Genomic DNA, 18,028 nt, shown 5'->3' with positions numbered 1-18,028 from the left:
CGCGACCGCAACCCGCTCAGTCGCCGCCGAACACGCTCGCCCGGCCGGCGGCGCGACCCAGCCGTAAGAGGGCGGGCAGCGTCGCCACCGCGAGGAGCACCTCGACCCCGCCGGCGACGCCGAACGCCGCGAGGTAGCCGAAGCGGGTCTGGACGGCGCCGCCGACGACCGAACCGGCGAGGAAGCCCAGACTACCGGCGGCGTTGAAGCCGGCGACGGCGACGCCACGCTCGTCGTCGGCCGCGATGTCGACGACGAGCGCCATCGTCGCGGGCGACATCAGCGCGCCGAGGACGCCGACGAGCACCATCGCCGCCGCCGCGAGCGGGACCGACGGGGCGAGACCGACGCCGACCACCACGACGCCGAACGTCAGCGAGCCGGCGGCGACGGGGGCGACCCGGCCGACCCGGTCGGAGAGCACGCCGAACGGGTACTGCAACAGCGCGAACGGCGCGAAGAAGGCGGCGAGCATCAGCCCGGTCGCCCCCGGCCCGAGTCCGAACACCTCCCGGAAGTAGAGCGTGCCGACGAGCGCGAAGAAGCCGGCGGTCATCCGGTCGGCGAAGCCGAACGCGTACGGGACGGCGAGCGCGCGGCGGTCGCGGAGACCGGCGACGATCGCACCCAGCCCGCGCTCGGAGCCGCCGGCGGGGACGCGGTCGGGCGTGGCGAGCGTGAGCACGCCCGCGATTGCGAGCAGGCCGGCGGCGGCGTACAGCGGGGCGAAGACGGACAGCTCGTACAGCTGTCCGCCCAGCGGCGCGCCCGTCGCGGTGCCGAGACCGATGGCGATGCCGGCCGCACCCATGTTCCGGCCGTTCTCGCCGCCGAGGTCGGCGAGCGCGCTGACCGCCAGCGAGAACGCGCCGACGGTCGCGGCGCCCTGGAAGCCGCGGAGCGCGAGCGCGGCCGCGAAGGGGAGCGAGCCGCCCAGCGCCGCGAGCGCGAGGTAGCCGATCGCGCCCCCGAGCGCGGCGAGGGCGATCAGCGGGCGTCGCCGGCCGAGCGAGTCGCTCGCGCCGCCCCAGACGCCAGCGAACAGCGCGAACGCGGCGAACTCCACGGCGAGAAACAGCGTCGAGGAGGCCACGAACCCGCCGCCGCCGAGCGCGTCTGCGAGCAGGTCGACGCCGGGGTAGACGAGCGTCTGTGCGAGCATGACGGCGAGGACGACCGCCGCCAGCGCGACCCGGTCGCGGCTGTGCGTCATCCGACGTGGGTAGGCGTCGGGGCGGCTTGAGGGTTACCGGTCGGCCGCCGAGGGGAACCGTTTAAGGCCGCAGTCCACCGAGTCGATGACGATGTGTAGCGTATCGCCGGTCGACGGTGCCGACTCCGGGGTGGTCCGGCCGTGAGCGTCGGCCAGCGGGTCGGCTCGGACCACCAGCTCGCCCGTCTCCTCCAGATCGGGGTCGTGCTCGAAGAGGTGGTCGAAGCGCGCTCGCACCACCACTACCGGGCGATGGACGCCGAACTCGACGCGGAGTTGGAGGCGCTGTTGGCGGACGCGGCCGAGGAGTCGGCCGACCACCGCGAGCAGTTGGAAGCGCTGATCGCCGAACTCGACGCGGAGTCGGTCCCGTTCGACGAGATAGAGGCGCTCGTGGAGGCGCAGTACGGCAACACCAAACCCGAGGACTTCGACGGCGTCCTCTACGACCAACTGTGCAACGAGGAGACGGCGTACAAGTTCTACGACGACCTGATCGCGGCCGTCGAGGGGAGCGACGCGACCTACTCGGTCGACCGCGACCGCCTGCTCGACACGCTCCGCGGGATCCGCGAGGAGGAGGCGGAGGGCGTCGAGGAAGTGACCGACGTGATGGAGCGGCGAGCCTGACCTAGTATGAACACCGCAGACCAGTACCTCAAGGCGATCTACCTCGTCCAGGAGACGGAGGACGGGCCCGCCTCGACCGGCGCGGTCGCGGACGCACTCGACGTGAGCCCCGCGAGCGCCAACGAGATGATCGGGAAGCTACAGGACCGCGACCTCGCGGAACACGAGAAGTACAAGGGCGTCTCGCTCACCGAGGAGGGGATCGTCCGCGCGCGGGAGGCGCTGTCGAACTACTGTATCATCGAGCGCTTCCTCGCGAACGTGCTCGAAGTCGAGGAGTTCCGTGCGGAGGCGCGGTCGCTGGAGGCGGTGATCGACGACACCGTCGCCGAACGGCTCGACACGATCATCGACCGCTCGTCGGAGTGCCCCGACTGCTTCGACGCCGAGACCGACGCCTGCCGCTACCTCGACGTCGAAGGCAACCAAGAGCAAGAACAGGAGAACCCCGCGGACTGACCGCGAGCGCCGTCGAACCCGGCGAAATCACCCTGCGAAACCGAGGCGGGGGAGTTAAGTTACCCGCTCGGATACGCTCCACGTAGATGAGCGGGGGCATCGGTATCACCGATCGATTCAGACGACTCGTCGGTCTCGAACGGGAGGAGCCGGCGTTGACGTTCGAGTGTCACCGCTGTGGCGCGTCGTTCGAGATGAACAGACAGCAGTGCCCCGAGTGTGACGGGTTCGACATCCGGCGGCGGGCGTGGAGCGGTTCCGGAACGGCTTAGGGTTCCGGGGCGGTACGCCCGTGTGGCGGCCTGAAGTCCCGTGGTGTAGTGGCCAATCATGAGGGCCTTTGGAGCCTTCGACGGCGGTTCGAATCCGCCCGGGACTATCCACATTTTGTTACGAATCCCAATTCAACAGGATTCCCTAGCACCATTCTGTGGCTTATTCCAGTTGTCCGTGCGCAGTACTCCGCAGATGCAACTCGGCGCGGATGTCGACGAGATCGTGTTGACGATCGCGGATGCACGGGGCCGGATCCAGACCACGGGCGAGACGGAGTTGAGTACAGTGGCATTATCTATCGCGTTGAGATTGGGGAGAGCACCACTACGACCATCCATGTCGTGATCTCTCTCGCCACTCGATAACTGGCCGTAGCCCGGCAGCGCGTTCCGATGGAATGTTCGATCAGCCATATACAGCCCTATAACCTCCGTTGACAAAATAGTAAGGGGTGCTAAACTCTTAGATAACTCTATCTTCTCTCCTATCCATAAGTACTAAGTGGGTAGCAATACGAGTATGAATTGTGATGTCCGCTCAAAGTCAAGGGAGTCAGACTGGGGTTGGCGTTGGAGGGCTCGATGAGCTCTCCACCGAGTTGGAAACAATTGCCGTGCTGTGCTCGGCCGTCCCGGAGATTGATGCAGATCTCCGCGCCCTATCTGCCCACGTAGATGCTCTCGATGGCAGCGTCGAGGAACTGGAGGGTGACACGAGTGACCTGCAATCCGAAATCAACGACCTCGGAAGGGCTCTCGGTCAGTTAGCCACGAACGTGACTGACCTCGAAGAAACCGTCGAAGAGGAGATCGACGATCTCCGGAGCCGGCAAGACGACCTCGCGGCACGTCTTGACGCCGTCGAGGGATGTCTGAACCCCGACCTACTGGAGAAGCAGGCGGCACACATCGAAGCGCAACAGCGTTCGTTCCCGTTCGAACCGGGTGCTGAACGCAAACTCGTCGTCGAAGAGATTCAGGGCCGACCGAACTCGACGCTCCGCGGAGAGGTCGAGAAGGTACAGACGTTCGTCGATGTAGACGACCCTACGGAGTTCGAAGAGGGTGACACCGTGGACGTGACCATCACCGACCTTAACCACGAAGGAAACGCTGCGCACGCCGCACTGACCGAGACCTTCGAGGAGTAAGGATGGCAGCAACTTCCCTGCTTGACGCCCGAGAGGGCCGTACACAGACGGACATCGTGGCGGCCATCGCAAAGCTGCAGTTCCGCGATGGAACGGCCCCAAGACAGAGCGACCTCGACGAGCTGCTCCCGGTTTCGAAGGGCGCCATCTCCAACAACTGCCGGAAGCTGGTCGAGACCGACCTCGTACGCGAGACGGACGGGCGCCGGTACGAGATCGTCGAGGCGGAACTGCTGGCGCTGTACCGCGAACACGTCGACCGGTTCCTCGCCCGCGAGTCCGAGTCCGACCGGTTCGCCGACGAGGTGGCCGCGTACAACGAGACGCGCACGGCCGCCAAGCGCGGCCTCCGGGACACGTTCGAGGGCAACGACCTCCTCCTCGACGTCCTCGTCGCGGCGCTCGTCGACGCGCTCGACGACAGCCGCATCCAGACAGTTCGCGAGGTGATGCTCCACGCCGACCAGCTGGTGCGGAGCGCAGCCACCCACCTCGTGACGCACCCGGACTTCAAGGGCCGGGACGACCCGGCGTGGGAGACAGTGCGCCCCCTGCTCCAGCTCGCGGTCGCCCTTGACCGCGTCCATGCGGGCCTCGACGCTCTCGCGGACGCGCACGTGGACATCGCAGAGTACCTCCCCGGCGACACGCCGGCGGCAACGATGACGACCTACTTCACCAACAACGCATGACTGACGACCCTAATCAGCAGACGCTCGCCGACAGCCAGCCGACGACCAACCTCACGACCGACCAGCTCGAGAAACACCTGTTCAAGTGTGCGGACATCATCCGCAACACGGTCGACAAGACCGACTACAAGGACTACATCCTCCCGCTGGTGTTCTACAAGAGCATCAGCGACACCTTCGTCGACGAGTACGCGGCGAACCTCGAGGAGTTCGAAGACGCCGAACTCGCTCGCGACGAGGCGTTTCACGACTTCCAGATTCCGGAAGGGTACCTGTGGGAGGCTGACGACGATGCACTCCCCGACGGGTACGAGTGGAAGGGGAAGGACGCCGAGCAGGATCTCCGGAGTCAGAAGGAGAACGTCGCGTCGTTCATCGACGAGGCGTTCACCGAGATTGAGAACGCGAACCCCGACCAGCTCGACGGAGTGTTCCGCTCGGACTTCATGGCCGCGGATGCACTCGCAGAGTCCGACGGCAAGCTCATCCGCCTCGTCGAACACCTTAGCACCCACAACCTGAGTCAGGAGCGCCTTCCCGATGACATGCTCGGGGAAGCCTACATGGATCTCGTACGTCACTTCGCGTCCGAGGAGGGCCGCGACGGGGGCGAGTTCTTCACGCCGCCGCAGATCGTCCAGATGATGGTGCGGCTGCTTGCACCTTACGAGGCGGGCAACACCTTCCACGACCCGACCTGTGGTTCGGCTGGTTTCCTCATCGAAGCGGCCCACCACTTCCGGGAGGAGCAGGGCGGCGACCCCTCTCAACTCACGATGACGGGACAGGAGGTCAACCCCGACATCGCCTCCATCGCGAAGATGAACCTGTTCCTTAACGGGCTGAAGGGGGAGGTCAAGCGACAGGACTCGCTCAGTGAACCGCTGTTCACGGAGGACGACACCACACTCACCAAGTTCGACTACGTCCTCGCTAATTTCCCGTTCTCGGCCAACTGGGACAAGGACGGGCTGCAGGACGATCCGTACGGCCGGTTCGACTGGACTGAGAAGCTCCCTCGGGCCGACCGCGGCGACTACGCGTTCATCATGCACATCGCCGAACAGCTCAACGAGACTGGCCGGGCCGCCATCGTCGTGCCGAACGGCGTGCTGTTCCGCAAGCACGAGGGGCGGTACCGGGAACCAATGGTAGAGCGCGACCTCGTGGAGGCGATCATCGGATTGCCCGCCGATCTCTTCCAGAACAACGCCATCCCGACGTCCATCCTCGTACTGAACGAGGACAAGCCGGAGGAGCGCGAGGAAGAAGTCCTGTTCCTCCACGCCGCGGACAACCACGCGGTCGACGAGCCGTTCTATCGGGACGTCTCCAACAGCAGCCAGAACGAGCTGACGGAGGCGGGTGTCGACCACATCGTCGACAACTACCACGACTGGGCAACCGAGGAGAAGGTCAGCCGGACAGTCTCCCGCGAGGAGATACGCAAGTACGACTACAACCTCAACATCGCTCTGTACGTCGACACGACCGAACCTGAAGAGGACATCGACGTCGCCGAGGAACTCGCCGAGCTGCGCGAACTCCAGCAGGAGCGTGCCGACATCGAGGCGCGACTCGACCAGCACATGGAGGCTCTCAACTATGAGTAACGACGACATCCCCGCCGACCAGCCCGACGACTCGCCTACTATGGACGCCACCGAGCCGGCTGCCGACGGTGGCGCCGTGGCGACCGAGGCGCCGCAGAGCCGCTTCTGGGGCGTAGTGCCCACGGAGTGGGAATTGGTCGATGGTTCCGAAATATACGACGTGAACCCCTCATACACGCCCGAAGAGGAGGAAATCACGTACATCGAGATGGACGCCCTCGATACCGAACTGCCGTTTCCGAAGTACGCTACGAAGCGCAAGGCGGCGGACTACAGCGGGAAGCTCTTCCGAGAGGGCGACACCTTGTTCGCCCGCATCACGCCCTGTACGGAGAACGGCAAGACGGCCTTCGTTGACGAGATGGGGAGCGACGTGGGCATCGGCTCGACAGAATACGCCGTCCTGTCGCCTGACCACGAGCACATCCACCCGCTGTACCTTTACTACGTGGCCAAATCCCATCCAGTGCGGAACTACGCCATCTCGCGGATGCGCGGATCGACGGGGCGTCAGCGGGTGCCGTTCGACGTGTTCCGGAAGGAGTTGGAGGTCTCGCTTCCACCGATGAAGGAGCAGCGGAAGACCGCCAGCATTTTGATGGACATTGATCAGGCCATCGAAAAAACAGACGAGATAATTCAGCAGACGCACCGGGTCAAGAAAGGAGTGACGCAGGAACTCCTTCGGGAGGGTACTCGGTCGCACGACGACTTTGAAGATACTGCGGTCGGTCGCATACCTTCGGAGTGGGAGGTCTGCTCAATCGGAGACGTCGTTGAGATGGCCCAATATGGCCTCTCAAAAAGCCTGTCGACAGAGGGTGAATACCCTGTTTTCCGGATGAACAACATCGAGAACGGGTACATGGTGGACTCCCCGATGAAGTACATCGACTTGGAGGACGACGAGTTCGAGAAGTACAAAGTCGAAGAGGGGGACGTCCTCTTCAACAGAACGAACAGTTACGAGTTAGTAGGTAAGACGGGGCTTTTCAATCTCGATGGAGACTATGTGTTCGCCTCGTATCTGGTGCGGCTGCGTACTAACAGCCATGCTAACCCCTATTATCTGAATTACTATCTGAACTCGAAGAAGGGACAGGATCGGTTGATGGCCTTCGCAACCAAGGGAGTCAGCCAAGCGAACATCAACGCCCAAAACGTCCAGCGTGTCCTAATGCCTCGACCTCCCGTTGAAGAGCAGCAGGAGATCGCCGAAGTGATCCGAGAGTTCGACAGGCAGATTGAGTCGAACGAGCGGTACAAGTCCCAGCTAGCGAGGATCAAACAAGGTCTACTGAGCGACCTTATTTCCGGAGATGTTCGGACGAACCAAGCCGACATCGAGATCAACCCACGGGTGAGTAAATATGGATAAATCCGCCGCTCCAGACGAATCAGGAGTCAAAGAGGATGTCCTCAGATGGTTAGAGGGACTGAACTACGATACCTACGGCCTCAGAGAGGACGAGGGCGAGGGTGCGAGTACTCTCGACGAGAGGTACGGCCGTGACCCGACAGAGGTCATCTACTACGAGATGCTCCGTGAGTGGCTCGTGGACTCGGAGGTCGGCAACAACGACCAGATAACCGAGGACAACGTCGATGACTTCCTGACCTCGCTCCGGCGCGACCTCGCCCACGACAGCGCCAACCTCGTGGAGGCCAACGAGAAGTTCCACCGGCTGCTCGTCCGCGGGAAGCGGTTCGCCGTCACGAGCGAGGAGGGAAAGGAGACGCAGCGCATCTTCGTTCGCCTCGTCGATCTCCGCGACATCGAAAACAACCGCTTTGTCGCCGCTGACGAGTTCCGCGTGAAGCGCGGGGGGAACTCCATTCGGCCCGACGTGAACCTGTTCGTCAACGGCATCCCGCTGGTGACGATGGAGCTGAAATCGCTCGCGCAGGAGAATGACTACTACGACGCCATCAGCGACCTCCGGGACTACGAGGAGGACGTCTCCCGGTTGTTCGTTCCGAACCTCTGGAACGTCGCTGCCGACTCGATGGCGTACCGCTACGGCGCCGTCGGCGCGACCTCGTCATTCTACATGCCGTGGGAGGCCGATGAGAACGAGACTCCACCGGAGTACCGCGTCGACGAGGAGGACGCCAACCCGCTCAAGGAGCCGGTGCTGGCGATGTGCAACCACGAGACCCTGCTGGATGTCCTCCGCAACTTCGTGTTCTACGAGCATCGCACCGGCGGGACGACGAAGATCATCCCGCGATACATGCAGTACTACGCGGCCAACCGCATCGTCGATCGAGTCCGCGAGGGACGTACCGACGAGGCCATGCGCCGAGGGTTGATCTGGCACACGCAGGGCAGCGGGAAGTCGTTCACCATGCTGTACGCCGCCCGGATGCTGCTAGAGCGTGGCGTCCTCGACCACCCGAAAGTCGTCCTCGTGGTCGACACGAAGGATCTCGAGGATCAGATGGCCCAGACGCTCAACAACCTCGGGAACTTCGAGCAGTTCACCCGGGCCAAGAACATCGACCATCTCGAGCGTCGGCTTCAGACCGACCAGAGCGAACTCATCGTCACGACCATTCAGAAGTTTGAGGACGTGGAGTCCAACCTCCAACGGGAACAGCCCACGGTCGTCATGTCCGACGAGGCCCACCGGTTCATGGAGAAGGATCTCGGCAACAAGCTGGCCGCCGCGCTCCCGAACGCGTTCCACTTCGGGTTCACCGGCACGCCCGTACGGGAGTCCGAGCGGGACACCTTCGACAACTACCGCCCGGAGGGGAAGCCCGACGAACTGTACCTGCACTACTACTCCATTGGTGATGGGATCGACGACGGTCTGATCCTGCCGGTTCACTTCTCCCTCCGACACGACATGGAGTGGGAAATCGACGCCGACGCGATCGACGTCGACTTCGACCGAGAGTTCGCCGACCTCTCCATTGACGAGAAGCAGGAGGTGATCGAGAAGTATCTCACCACCACGGAGATCTCGGAACTCCGACCCCGCGTTGAGGAAGTCGTCTGGGCTGGCGAGCAGAAAGGCATCATAGACCACTTCGAGGAGTCGGTGCGACCCAACAACTGGAAGGGCATGGTCGTCACTCCCAGCCGGAAGGCCGCCGCCATCTACGGCGAGGAGCTACGGAAGTACTACGACCCCGAGGAGGTCGCAGTGCTGTACACCAGCACCGGCGACGACTCCGAGACCGTCCGCCAGTTCCACACGACATCGGAGGAGCGCGACGCGATCGTTGAGGACTTCAAGGATCCCGACAAGGATCCGAAGCTGCTCGTCGTCGTGGACATGCTCCTCACCGGATTCGACGCGCCGGTGCTGAAGACGATGTACCTCGACCGGAACCTGAAGAACCACAACCTCCTGCAGGCCATCGCTCGGACGAATCGGCCGGCCGACGGCAAGCACAACGGTGAGATCGTCGACTATCAGGGCGTGTTTGCGAACCTCGACAACGCCCTTGACTACGGATCGGACGTCCGCGACGAGATTGATCGATCACGCGAGCAACTGCTTGAGGACATCGAGGAGGTCATCGACGACCTTCTTGGCCTGTTCGACGGCATTCCCCGCGACAATCGGCAGGAGACGCTCAACAAGTGCCTCGCAAGGCTCAGCAAGCCCCAGCCGAAGCGCGACTTCAAGCAGGGATACCGTGAGCTGCAGGATCTCTACGAGACCCTGTCACCTGACCGGGAGCTGGTCGATCGCGGGATTCAGGACGACTACAAGTGGCTAACCAACGTGTATATTGCCTTCCGGCGGAACAACAACCGCGAAGAGAATCCCGAGGAGAATCTTCGTGAGAAGACGAAGGAGATCATCGCCGACAACGTCGAGATCGGCGACATCAAGAGCAGCTACCCGGTCTACAAGCTCGGAGAGGAACATCTCCAGCAAGTCGACCAGATGACCGAGCCCGCCGCGAAGGCGAATGCTATCGAACACGCCACGCGGGAACACCTTCAGCCCCGGGTCGACCGGAACCCGAAGTACAAGTCGCTCAGCGAGAAGCTGGAGGACATCGTCGACCGCTGGCAGCGCGGCGACCTCACAGATCCGGAGGCCGTCGAGAAGCTCGAACGCGTGGAACGCGATGTCATCGAGTTCGAGGAAGACCTCGACGAACACGGCCTGAGCGAGGCGGCACACGCCATCTACTCCGAGCTGACGGAAAACTACAGCGACGAGGTGGCCGATGAGGATGAGGCCGAGCGCATCGCGACCGACATCTTGGAGCAGTTCGACGCCGAGATTGAACGGTTCGAGGGCTGGGAGACCAACTCCCAGACGCGCAAGGAGATCCGCCGCCTCGTTATCCGTCGGCTGGCCAAAGAGCACGGGAAAGTCGCGCTCGCCAAGGACGACCGGTTCCTCGAGCAGACCATCGAGTACCTCGTCGAAAATGCCGAATGAGAACGCCGGTTCGCTCCGGGTCTTCGACGAGACGATCGATTACGAGGTTCGACGCAGCGAGGACGCGACCCAGCCACGGATCGATGTCGACATCCACGGCGTGGCGGTGGTGCTGCCTGCCGAGAGCGACATCGATCCGCAAGAACTCGTAGAAGACAACGCACGCTGGATCCTCAAGCAGTGGCGCCAATACCAAGATCACCGTGAACAGGCACCATCGCGGAGGTTCGAACCCGGTGAGACCTTTCTTTACCGTGGTGATGACCGGCAGATCGAAGTGAAAGATGTTGATAAGTCACACGTTGAGCCTGAAACGTTCGCTCTCGCGGCTGATGCCGTAGAAGAAGAGGGGATTCAGGACACACTAGAGTCGCTCTACCGACGAAAGGCCCGGTTGGTTTTCAAGTCCAGAATCGACCACTATGCTGATGAGATGAGCGTTGAGCCGGGGAAACTTGAGCTTCGTAACCAACGAACTCGGTGGGCTAGTTGTTCCCCCCAGAGAACACTTAGCTTCAACTGGCGGCTCGTGATGGCACCTGACGACGTGATCGATTATGTCGTAGTCCACGAGCTCGCTCACTTGCGCGAAAAGAATCACACGCGTCGGTTCTGGAACCTCGTCCAAAAACACGATCCGAAGTACGAGGAACACGTCGACTGGCTTACGGAGAATAGCGTCCAACTCATTTTTACTGAAGACGACCTCTAAGTACTTCTTGTAAGTTCCCGCAAGATCGGCAATGCAGTTTCACCGTCATTCCGCATCACCGATAGAATCACCATCAGGAGTCACGAACTCAACGTCGCGTGCATATGCGGCCTCCACGGCGATTCCGAACTCGTCGCGGGGTATGACGATGACGTCGACATCCTCGACACCAGCGTCAACCTCGCCGTGGGCGGCCACCACATCGCCCGGGTCGCCGATCTCCTCGGTGTCGTACTCGATGCCGTCCTCGTCCTCACCCCGCGTCGGCACATCGGTCACGGGTGGTGCGTCCGACTCCGGCGGTGCTGGCGGCGCGGGATCCTCGGTGTCGTCCTCATCGCCACGGACGCCTGCGACGATCTCGGTCACCTCGTCTTCGTCTTCCTCGCGTATCAGGAGCGTTTCGGCGATCTCATCGGCGTCCTCGTCGGTGTCCTCGGCCATCGCCTCGACGGCCTGCTCCTTCTGCGCCGCCGTGTACCGGCGGTCGGGGGTACTTCCGTCGGTGTCGCCACCATCGTCACTTGCGCTGCTTTCGTCACTGTCGTCGTCCTCGGTGTCGTTAGTGTTCACACCCCCCGCATCCGGGTCGTCGTCACCCCCGTCGTCGGAGTCGGTGTCGACGCCCTCGACGAGGTGCTCGACCGCATCGAACGCGTCACCGCCGAACCCGAACTCGCGCATCACCTCGTACACGTCCGCCTCGGGGTGGGTCTCAACGTACTCACGCACGTCGGCGAGCGGCACGTCCTGCTTCCAGTCGCCGTCCAGTACGCCCTGATCGTCGTCCGGCTGCTCGATGGCCGCGAGCTGTGCGCCCCGGGCAGTCCACTCGATGCCGACGAAGCACTGGACGCGGTCATCATCGCTGAGAGCGCGAGACTGACCGGCTTCGATGGTGAAGTCGTCGAGTTTCTTGACGTCGTCCTTGAGCTTCTGCGGGTTCAGGTTCGGGAGGTCGTGTTCGTCGGCGTACCGGGAGTACGCATCCACGACGTGGTCTTTCCGCACTCGACCGTAGGCTCCGTCCGGTTCTTCCACCTCATTGAACGCGGTCGTCGCGAAGTCGCGGACGGGGTTCGCCGCGTTCTTCATCTGCTCACGGACTTCCTCCGGGGTCTTACTCTCGGGGAAGAACTCGCCCGTCTCGTCGTACCGCTGAATCTCTTCGACGGTGCGGGCGAGAAGCCCCTGCAGTTCTTCCTCGGTCGTCAGTTCGTCCATCAGCTCGCTCTTGGGCTTCGCATCATCGCCGTCGAACCGGTTCGGGAACGGAATGTACATCCACCGGCTCCACCAACCGTGAGAGTCCTCGGGGGACTGCGGCACGGTGTTCACCGCGAACATCAGCGTCGCGTGGTTCTGGAAGTTCACCGTCTCGTTGGCCTGCTTGACGTCCGCATTGATCTGGTCGTCACCGGTGAGCTTCTTGATCATCCGACTGTCGTTCAGCTCGTTCGGCGAGAGGTCGCCTTCGAGGTTGGCGAGCTTCCCGTGCAGATCCTGCGCCGCGAAGCGGTAGTCGGTGAGGCTCTGGATGCCGCGGGCGACCGTATTCTCACTCCCGACGAACTCCTCAAACAGGTCAAGGACGGTGCCCTTCCCGTTCGCGCCCTCACCGACGAGGAGTGCTGCCTTGCGCGACGGATACTCCTTGAGGAGTATATGCGCGGCAAGGCGGTAGAGCGTCGAGACGTGCCCGTCGTCCACGACCTCGCGGAAGAACTTGTCGATGCGGTCGGTCTGGGCGTCGGGGTCGTACGCCACATCCACACGGGTTGTGTGGTACTCCTCCGGGGTGTAGTCGCGGAGTTCGCCGGTCTTCAGGTTAAGGATGCCGTTCTCAACGACGAGTTCGTGCGCCGGCGGCTTCTGTGCGTCAATCTCCCGTGCTGCGGCACGGTTACGACGCTTGAGCTTGGCGACGATCTCTGAGACTACGTGGTTGTCGGCGAAGTCACCGAGGAGCTTCTCGGTGATCTCCTCCGCGGCGGTCTCGCCGTTCGTGGTGTAGATGCCTCGGTCTACGTCGTAGATGTAGAGCGTGTTCTGCCACTCTGCGCTGGCCGCGTCCGGGTAGAGCCAGTGCCAGTAGGTGTCGATGATGACCGCGAACTCGTGAATGGCCGGTTTCTTCCCGAGCGATTCGACGTCCTCGTCTTCGGGTGGGTTCATTCGCGCGAAGACGTCCTGCACGCGGTCACGGGCGAGGTCGATCAGGTCGGCCTCGTCATCCACGCCGTCGTAGTCCGGCTCCTCAGGTTCGTCGTGAGAGTGCGGGTCGCCGATGTCGTACCCGTCTTCGCGGGCGGCGGCGAAGATCTCGCGCCACGTCTCCGTGTCGAGACCGCCGTTATCCCACTCGCCGCACTCGATGATGTCGTGCTGCATCCCGATCAGGTGGAGGGCGTTACCGGTGCAGCCGTGCCGCCAGCAACGCCAAGTCTCAGCGCCGTCGTCGACTTGGAAGTTCGTGCCAGTGCTGGAGCCGTGGACGGGGTGAGCCGTCCGTTCCTCTTCGGGGTACTCCGCGCTGAACAGCACGTCGTGGACGTCGAGGTAGACGTCGTCGTTCTCGTGCTCACGCGTCCCCGGCTTCAGGTCGGGGGTCGGCTCCTCAATCTCCGAGTCGGATAGCAGCACTTCGACGAGCCGTTCGGCAGAGACCGTCGCGATCTCGCGGTCTTCGGCAACGGTGTAGTCGCCTTCGTCCGGCTGAGTGCAGTCGTGCCACTCCTTGCCGCAGTCGTCGAGCGTGCTGCCCGCGGCGACGACGTACTTGTTGCTGACTTGGACTTCGCCCCAAGACGGAACTGGGTTCTTCGCGCCGATCTCATCGTCGAACACGGCGGCCGGCATCCGACCGTCCGCGTCCACGGGGACGTGATAGTAGAGGTGTTCGCCACCGTGCGGACTCTCCTCGATGAGCGTGTCGGGGAGGTCGAACGGGAGGTCGTCACCATCGTAGTCGTCCACGTCGAGGACGACGAGTTGGTCGGCGGCAGTCAGGTAGACGCCGAAGTTGCCAGCGGGAGGGCTGTCGTACCGGTTGTCGGTGTCGGTGTGATCGCCGTAGCAGACCTTCTCGCCGTCTGCAACGGAGACGTACCGGTTGTCGGTTCGGACATCAGACTCGTCAAGACGGGCTTCAATCACTTCGCGCGGGGTGATGGATCGGTCAGAGTCCATCTACCACATCTTTGATACACTAGGTATAAATACGAAACAGAAGACGGCCCGGACGCATTGGACGCTTAGGATACACTGGACGCCCCGGACGCACTGGCTACACCGGACGCGGGTAGTGTGAGAAACTGTTTTACCTGTCAGAACCTAATAATTGACTGGTCAGAGTCCAATTCTCCACTTTTTCATCCCGAGTAGTGGCTACACTGGACTCACTGGCTGCTCTGGACGCACTGGCTGCTCTGGACGCACTGGATTCACTGGACGCGGGTGGTTCCGTCAGCCAGACACCGCACTCGCTACCAGCACCGGCAGGTGTCAGACCCGGTGTCAGAACCTGCCTCAGATCGAGGTCGGGCAGTAAACCGCTTCACAAGGGTAAAACGACGGGGTGTCAGAGTGGTCAGAGCCTGCAGCGTACTTTGCACACTCCCTTGGGGGGATCTCAGAAGGTGTAGGCGGGGGTACAAATATGCGCTAAGGTTCTGACGCCCCCCTTGGTTGACCCACCAAAAGAAGATGAAAATTGAACCAATAGGCTCTGAAACGCCCCGCGATCCCCCGTCAGAACCTTGGAGTGATCAGGGTCTGACACCCCACCACCGGGACAATCTCTACCTACACGGAAAAGGCGTCGAAGATGGTAAAATCACGGAGTACGGGGTGTCAGAACCTCAGGGTCTGACGCCAACTGACGTCCCTACTCGACGAGCATCCGCTAATTCGCAACGGCGGTGGGGGTCGTTGGTAGGAGGCGTGGGTGGCGTCGCTTTCGCCACTTGTGTCACTTGGGTCTCTTACGCCACCGATGTTGCTTTCGTCACCGACGTCACTTGCGTTGCTTAGTCGTCACCCCTGTCAACGGCTTCGAAGTCGCCTTCGAGGAAGTTGACGCCGAAATGAGGCTCGTCGGCGGGGTTGGAGCCGTCGTCGAACTCCACCTCGTACTGGAAGGAGTTGATGACGTACGCGACCGTCCCCGTGCGGCCATCGAACTGTTCGTGGTCATAGCGGGCAAGACGGTACTCAACGCGTTCTTCGGGGGTGGCGTATTCGTCCGGGTCGGGTTCGGGGACGTTGACGCGGACGCGATCTCCTTCACTGTACTGCGGCGCGGTGTCGTCGTTGACGTTGGCCATAGATGTGTCTGAAAGGGATGTGTTTGCTGTGGCTGGCGGGACTGCGACGTTAGGCTTCGGCGGGGTCGGCAGTGCGCGGAGCCAACATCACGGCGCCGTGGCTTTCGCGCTCAAGGACGGACGGGTGGGGCTGGCAGTCGTGGAGAACGTGTTCGCTGGCGGGGTAGCGACCCGAGCCGTTGAGCACTCGGATTCCGGCTTCGATGATGCCGGCGTTGAGTCCGACCATGTTGTCGTCAGAGTCGTCGTACTCGTAGGCGATTTCGTCGTGGTCGTCAGGGATGCGGGAGTAGTACGGCGGCACCTCGACCTCGGTCACCTTGTGCTGGTCGAGGTAGTCGTTGAGTCCGCGGATGACCACACCGACCGTATTGGCACTGATGGATTTGTCGAGCGCGTCGGGGTTGCTGGAGTCGCACGAGATGAACTCCGCACCATCCAGACTGGTGGTCTTGCTCGTCCAGTCGAGGACGCCGTGCCGCGGATCCGGTTCGACGTTGCCGGGTTGGTAATACCGGTGGATGGGGGCAGGCGTGACGCTCAGCTTGGAGCCGTCAGCGGCGTCCGCGCTGCGATAGTCGTCGGCGACGCCCCAGTCGTGGTTGTCATCCCAGAGGCAGTAGGAGTAGAGGTGACTGGTGGCGTCCTCGTGCTCGGGGTAGCGTGCGAGCGTCGTGGTGTCACCATCAGGCGTGCGGAGCGTGACCTTGTGACCGCTCACTCGTCATCACCCCGGTTGACCCGGGCGCGGAGTTCGTCGATGGTTTTGCGGATGGTCTTTCCGCCGTCGTCGATGTAGATGCGTTCGGCGCTGTCTTCCATTGCGTCTGCGTGTTCGGTGATGATGTGGTCGGCGAGGTCGACGTAGCCTTCGTCGTCAAACAGGGTTCGGGCGTCACCCGCGTAGATGTGGTCAGGGTCTGCGAGCCGTTCGTTGAGTTCGTAGGCGACAGCAGCTCCTCGTGCCGCCAAGACCGGGGAGCCGGATTTCATCCGGCTGATGGCCTTGTTTGCGAGTTCGTCGCGGGCGGGTTTGAGGGTCTTGTCGGCGGCTTCGACGGGGGTGGCTTCGGCGTAGTTGATTTCGTAGCGGTCGTCGTCGTAGGGGTTCTTGCTGATGGACATAGGCGTGGCTGTTGGGGTTGTTGTTTCTCGACTGCTTCGCGATCTGTTCGTGGGTCAGGGCGGGGCCGTGGGCCGGTTTGGCCTGTTCTGGGTTTCTGTCAGTTCCTGCGTACCAGTGAGGAGTGACCACTTAAACTTATAGGCTTTTGTTTTCATTTGACACTTAACCAAATCGCTTGTTTTCTGGAGTTTCAGGCCATAGGAGGCGGGAATGGGGTTTTCCGAACTCATACTCTCTGGTCTTGTTCACTTAAAAGTAATGCTTCTTAGAGTGTGACACGCGAGTGATGTTGACAAGCAACTTGCCGGGCGTCAATACCCTCTGCTAACATATCAAACTCCAACAATGTTAAGCAGCCGACGCTCCTAGTACGTGTGCAACGGTGATCCCACACATCGTCAGTAAGCTCGATGGACTGACCGCAGATGATGACGTCCGCGTGACCACGACCGACGGCTACGAAGTCGACGGCACCGTGGAGACCGCTGATAGTACTGTCGACGAGGAGCGTCCACGTGATTGTCACGTCTACGCTCACATCCTGATCTCGCCCGAGGCTGCTGATGACCTCGGTGCGGTGTTCTGCTACGTGAGCGTGTTGGCGACCCGTCTTGAGGACGGGTGGACGATACCTGACGTGGAGTACGCAGCCGACATCGATGACAGCGGTACCGAGGAGCACGAGTCGCTGGGCGAGTTGGAGTCCATTGAGCGCATCGACTGACTGATAGTCTTCCTTTCTCGCGGTTCCTTTCCTTTTCCGAATGGGATTGCTGCACTGCGCTAGCGCAGTGAGACCCACACCCCGGCTCTTGAATGTAAACTCGAGGTCGCCGGGGCAGGGAGACCCCTTGGATTCGCGTGGAGCCATCACCCACACACCCCTCGGTTCCGATGAAGACCGCCTCGCGTCGATGCCGGGAATCAGTCCTCGGCGAGGCGTTGGTAAACCGTGATCGCTGTGAGGGTGGTGGTAGCCGCGTCGACGTCGAAGCCGGGAACCCTGTCCCCGCGGTAGTGTCCGGAACCCCGCTCCTTGAGGAAACACGGGGAACCCCGCTTCACGAGGGTCAGGGGAATCCAGCCCTCACAGCGGAGAGGGTGCTGGGAGACGCCGCCGAGGCGGTCTCCTCCTCACCCACGGTGCGGGCCTCTGCCCCGGCCACGCGGACACGCACTCGAGATCCACTCCTGAGGTTGAGGCGGGGGAGTCCGGCACGCGGAGCACTGCGGAGCCTCCGCTACCGCCGCCGAGACGGTCTATATACTGACGGCGCTCGGTGTGCCGCGCCGGCATCGCGTTGAATCCCCGGTGGCGTTCACGGGGTGGAAAGCCGGCAGTTTCGCCGCGCAAGTTCAAACGGGGTGTTCTCGGGGAGCACTTACGGGCGTTGGTAAACCATCAAATAAGGTAGAGGTG

The 18,028-nt window shown here is 62.3% G+C and carries 15 protein-coding genes and 1 tRNA gene; 11 read left to right on the top strand and 5 right to left on the bottom strand.

Features of this window, described 5'->3' with window-relative positions:
- Positions 1–16: 16 nt before the first annotated feature.
- Positions 17–1,213, bottom strand: a complete 1,197-nt coding sequence (locus K933_RS09545) for an MFS transporter (RefSeq protein WP_023394521.1) — start codon at positions 1,211–1,213, stop codon at positions 17–19.
- 141 nt (positions 1,214–1,354) lie between these two features.
- Here K933_RS09545 and K933_RS09540 point away from each other — a divergent pair, with 141 nt between their 5' ends.
- The 10 genes from K933_RS09540 (at position 1,355) to K933_RS09495 (ending at position 11,157) form a co-directional block, all read left to right on the top strand.
- On the top strand, positions 1,355–1,843 hold the full coding sequence (locus K933_RS09540; protein WP_023394519.1) for a hypothetical protein: 489 nt from the start codon (positions 1,355–1,357) through the stop codon (positions 1,841–1,843).
- 6 nt (positions 1,844–1,849) lie between these two features.
- Positions 1,850–2,302 (top strand): metal-dependent transcriptional regulator, encoded by a 453-nt coding sequence (locus K933_RS09535; protein WP_023394518.1) that lies wholly within the window; start codon positions 1,850–1,852, stop codon positions 2,300–2,302.
- A gap of 86 nt (positions 2,303–2,388) precedes the next feature.
- Positions 2,389–2,574, top strand: a complete 186-nt coding sequence (locus tag K933_RS09530; RefSeq protein ID WP_023394517.1) for a hypothetical protein — start codon at positions 2,389–2,391, stop codon at positions 2,572–2,574.
- A gap of 34 nt (positions 2,575–2,608) precedes the next feature.
- Positions 2,609–2,681 (top strand) — tRNA-Gln (locus K933_RS09525).
- A gap of 423 nt (positions 2,682–3,104) precedes the next feature.
- Complete coding sequence (locus K933_RS09520) at positions 3,105–3,728, top strand: hypothetical protein (protein ID WP_049947745.1); 624 nt, start codon at positions 3,105–3,107, stop codon at positions 3,726–3,728.
- 2 nt (positions 3,729–3,730) lie between these two features.
- Positions 3,731–4,420 (top strand): hypothetical protein, encoded by a 690-nt coding sequence (locus K933_RS09515; protein ID WP_152529795.1) that lies wholly within the window; start codon positions 3,731–3,733, stop codon positions 4,418–4,420.
- On the top strand, positions 4,417–6,033 hold the full coding sequence (locus tag K933_RS09510) for a class I SAM-dependent DNA methyltransferase (protein ID WP_023394514.1): 1,617 nt from the start codon (positions 4,417–4,419) through the stop codon (positions 6,031–6,033). The genes K933_RS09515 and K933_RS09510 overlap by 4 nt, the downstream gene beginning before the upstream one ends.
- A complete protein-coding gene (locus K933_RS09505) occupies positions 6,026–7,411 on the top strand; it encodes a restriction endonuclease subunit S (RefSeq protein WP_023394513.1) in 1,386 nt (461 codons plus the stop codon). The genes K933_RS09510 and K933_RS09505 overlap by 8 nt, the downstream gene beginning before the upstream one ends.
- Positions 7,404–10,445, top strand: a complete 3,042-nt coding sequence (locus K933_RS09500; RefSeq protein WP_049947744.1) for a type I restriction endonuclease subunit R — start codon at positions 7,404–7,406, stop codon at positions 10,443–10,445. Before K933_RS09505 ends, K933_RS09500 begins: the two co-directional genes overlap by 8 nt.
- Positions 10,435–11,157 carry a M48 family metallopeptidase gene (locus tag K933_RS09495; RefSeq protein WP_023394511.1) on the top strand — a complete coding sequence of 241 codons (723 nt, stop codon included), beginning with the start codon at positions 10,435–10,437 and terminating at the stop codon, positions 11,155–11,157. The genes K933_RS09500 and K933_RS09495 overlap by 11 nt, the downstream gene beginning before the upstream one ends.
- A 45-nt stretch (positions 11,158–11,202) precedes the next feature.
- Here the strand turns inward: K933_RS09495 and K933_RS09490 are convergent, their stop codons facing one another.
- The 4 genes from K933_RS09490 to K933_RS09475 form a co-directional block, all read right to left on the bottom strand.
- A complete protein-coding gene (locus K933_RS09490) occupies positions 11,203–14,346 on the bottom strand; it encodes a phage/plasmid primase, P4 family (protein ID WP_049947743.1) in 3,144 nt (1,047 codons plus the stop codon).
- Positions 14,347–15,185: 839 nt separating this feature from the next.
- On the bottom strand, positions 15,186–15,482 hold the full coding sequence (locus K933_RS09485; RefSeq protein ID WP_023394509.1) for a hypothetical protein: 297 nt from the start codon (positions 15,480–15,482) through the stop codon (positions 15,186–15,188).
- A gap of 49 nt (positions 15,483–15,531) precedes the next feature.
- On the bottom strand, positions 15,532–16,203 hold the full coding sequence (locus K933_RS09480) for a hypothetical protein (protein WP_023394508.1): 672 nt from the start codon (positions 16,201–16,203) through the stop codon (positions 15,532–15,534).
- Positions 16,200–16,607 (bottom strand): hypothetical protein, encoded by a 408-nt coding sequence (locus tag K933_RS09475; protein ID WP_023394507.1) that lies wholly within the window; start codon positions 16,605–16,607, stop codon positions 16,200–16,202. The genes K933_RS09480 and K933_RS09475 overlap by 4 nt, the downstream gene beginning before the upstream one ends.
- Before the next feature lie 383 nt (positions 16,608–16,990).
- Between K933_RS09475 and K933_RS09470 the strand changes: the two genes are divergently transcribed.
- Positions 16,991–17,332: a hypothetical protein gene (locus K933_RS09470; RefSeq protein ID WP_023394506.1), complete on the top strand. Its 342-nt coding sequence runs from the start codon at positions 16,991–16,993 to the stop codon at positions 17,330–17,332.
- Positions 17,333–18,028 lie beyond the last annotated feature (696 nt).

The organism is Candidatus Halobonum tyrrellensis G22 (assembly GCF_000495475.1).
Taxonomy (GTDB): Archaea; Halobacteriota; Halobacteria; order Halobacteriales; family Haloferacaceae; genus Halobonum; species Halobonum tyrrellense.
The sequence above is the reverse complement of the archived record's forward strand: the minus strand, read 5'-3'. Positions and strand labels throughout refer to the sequence as shown.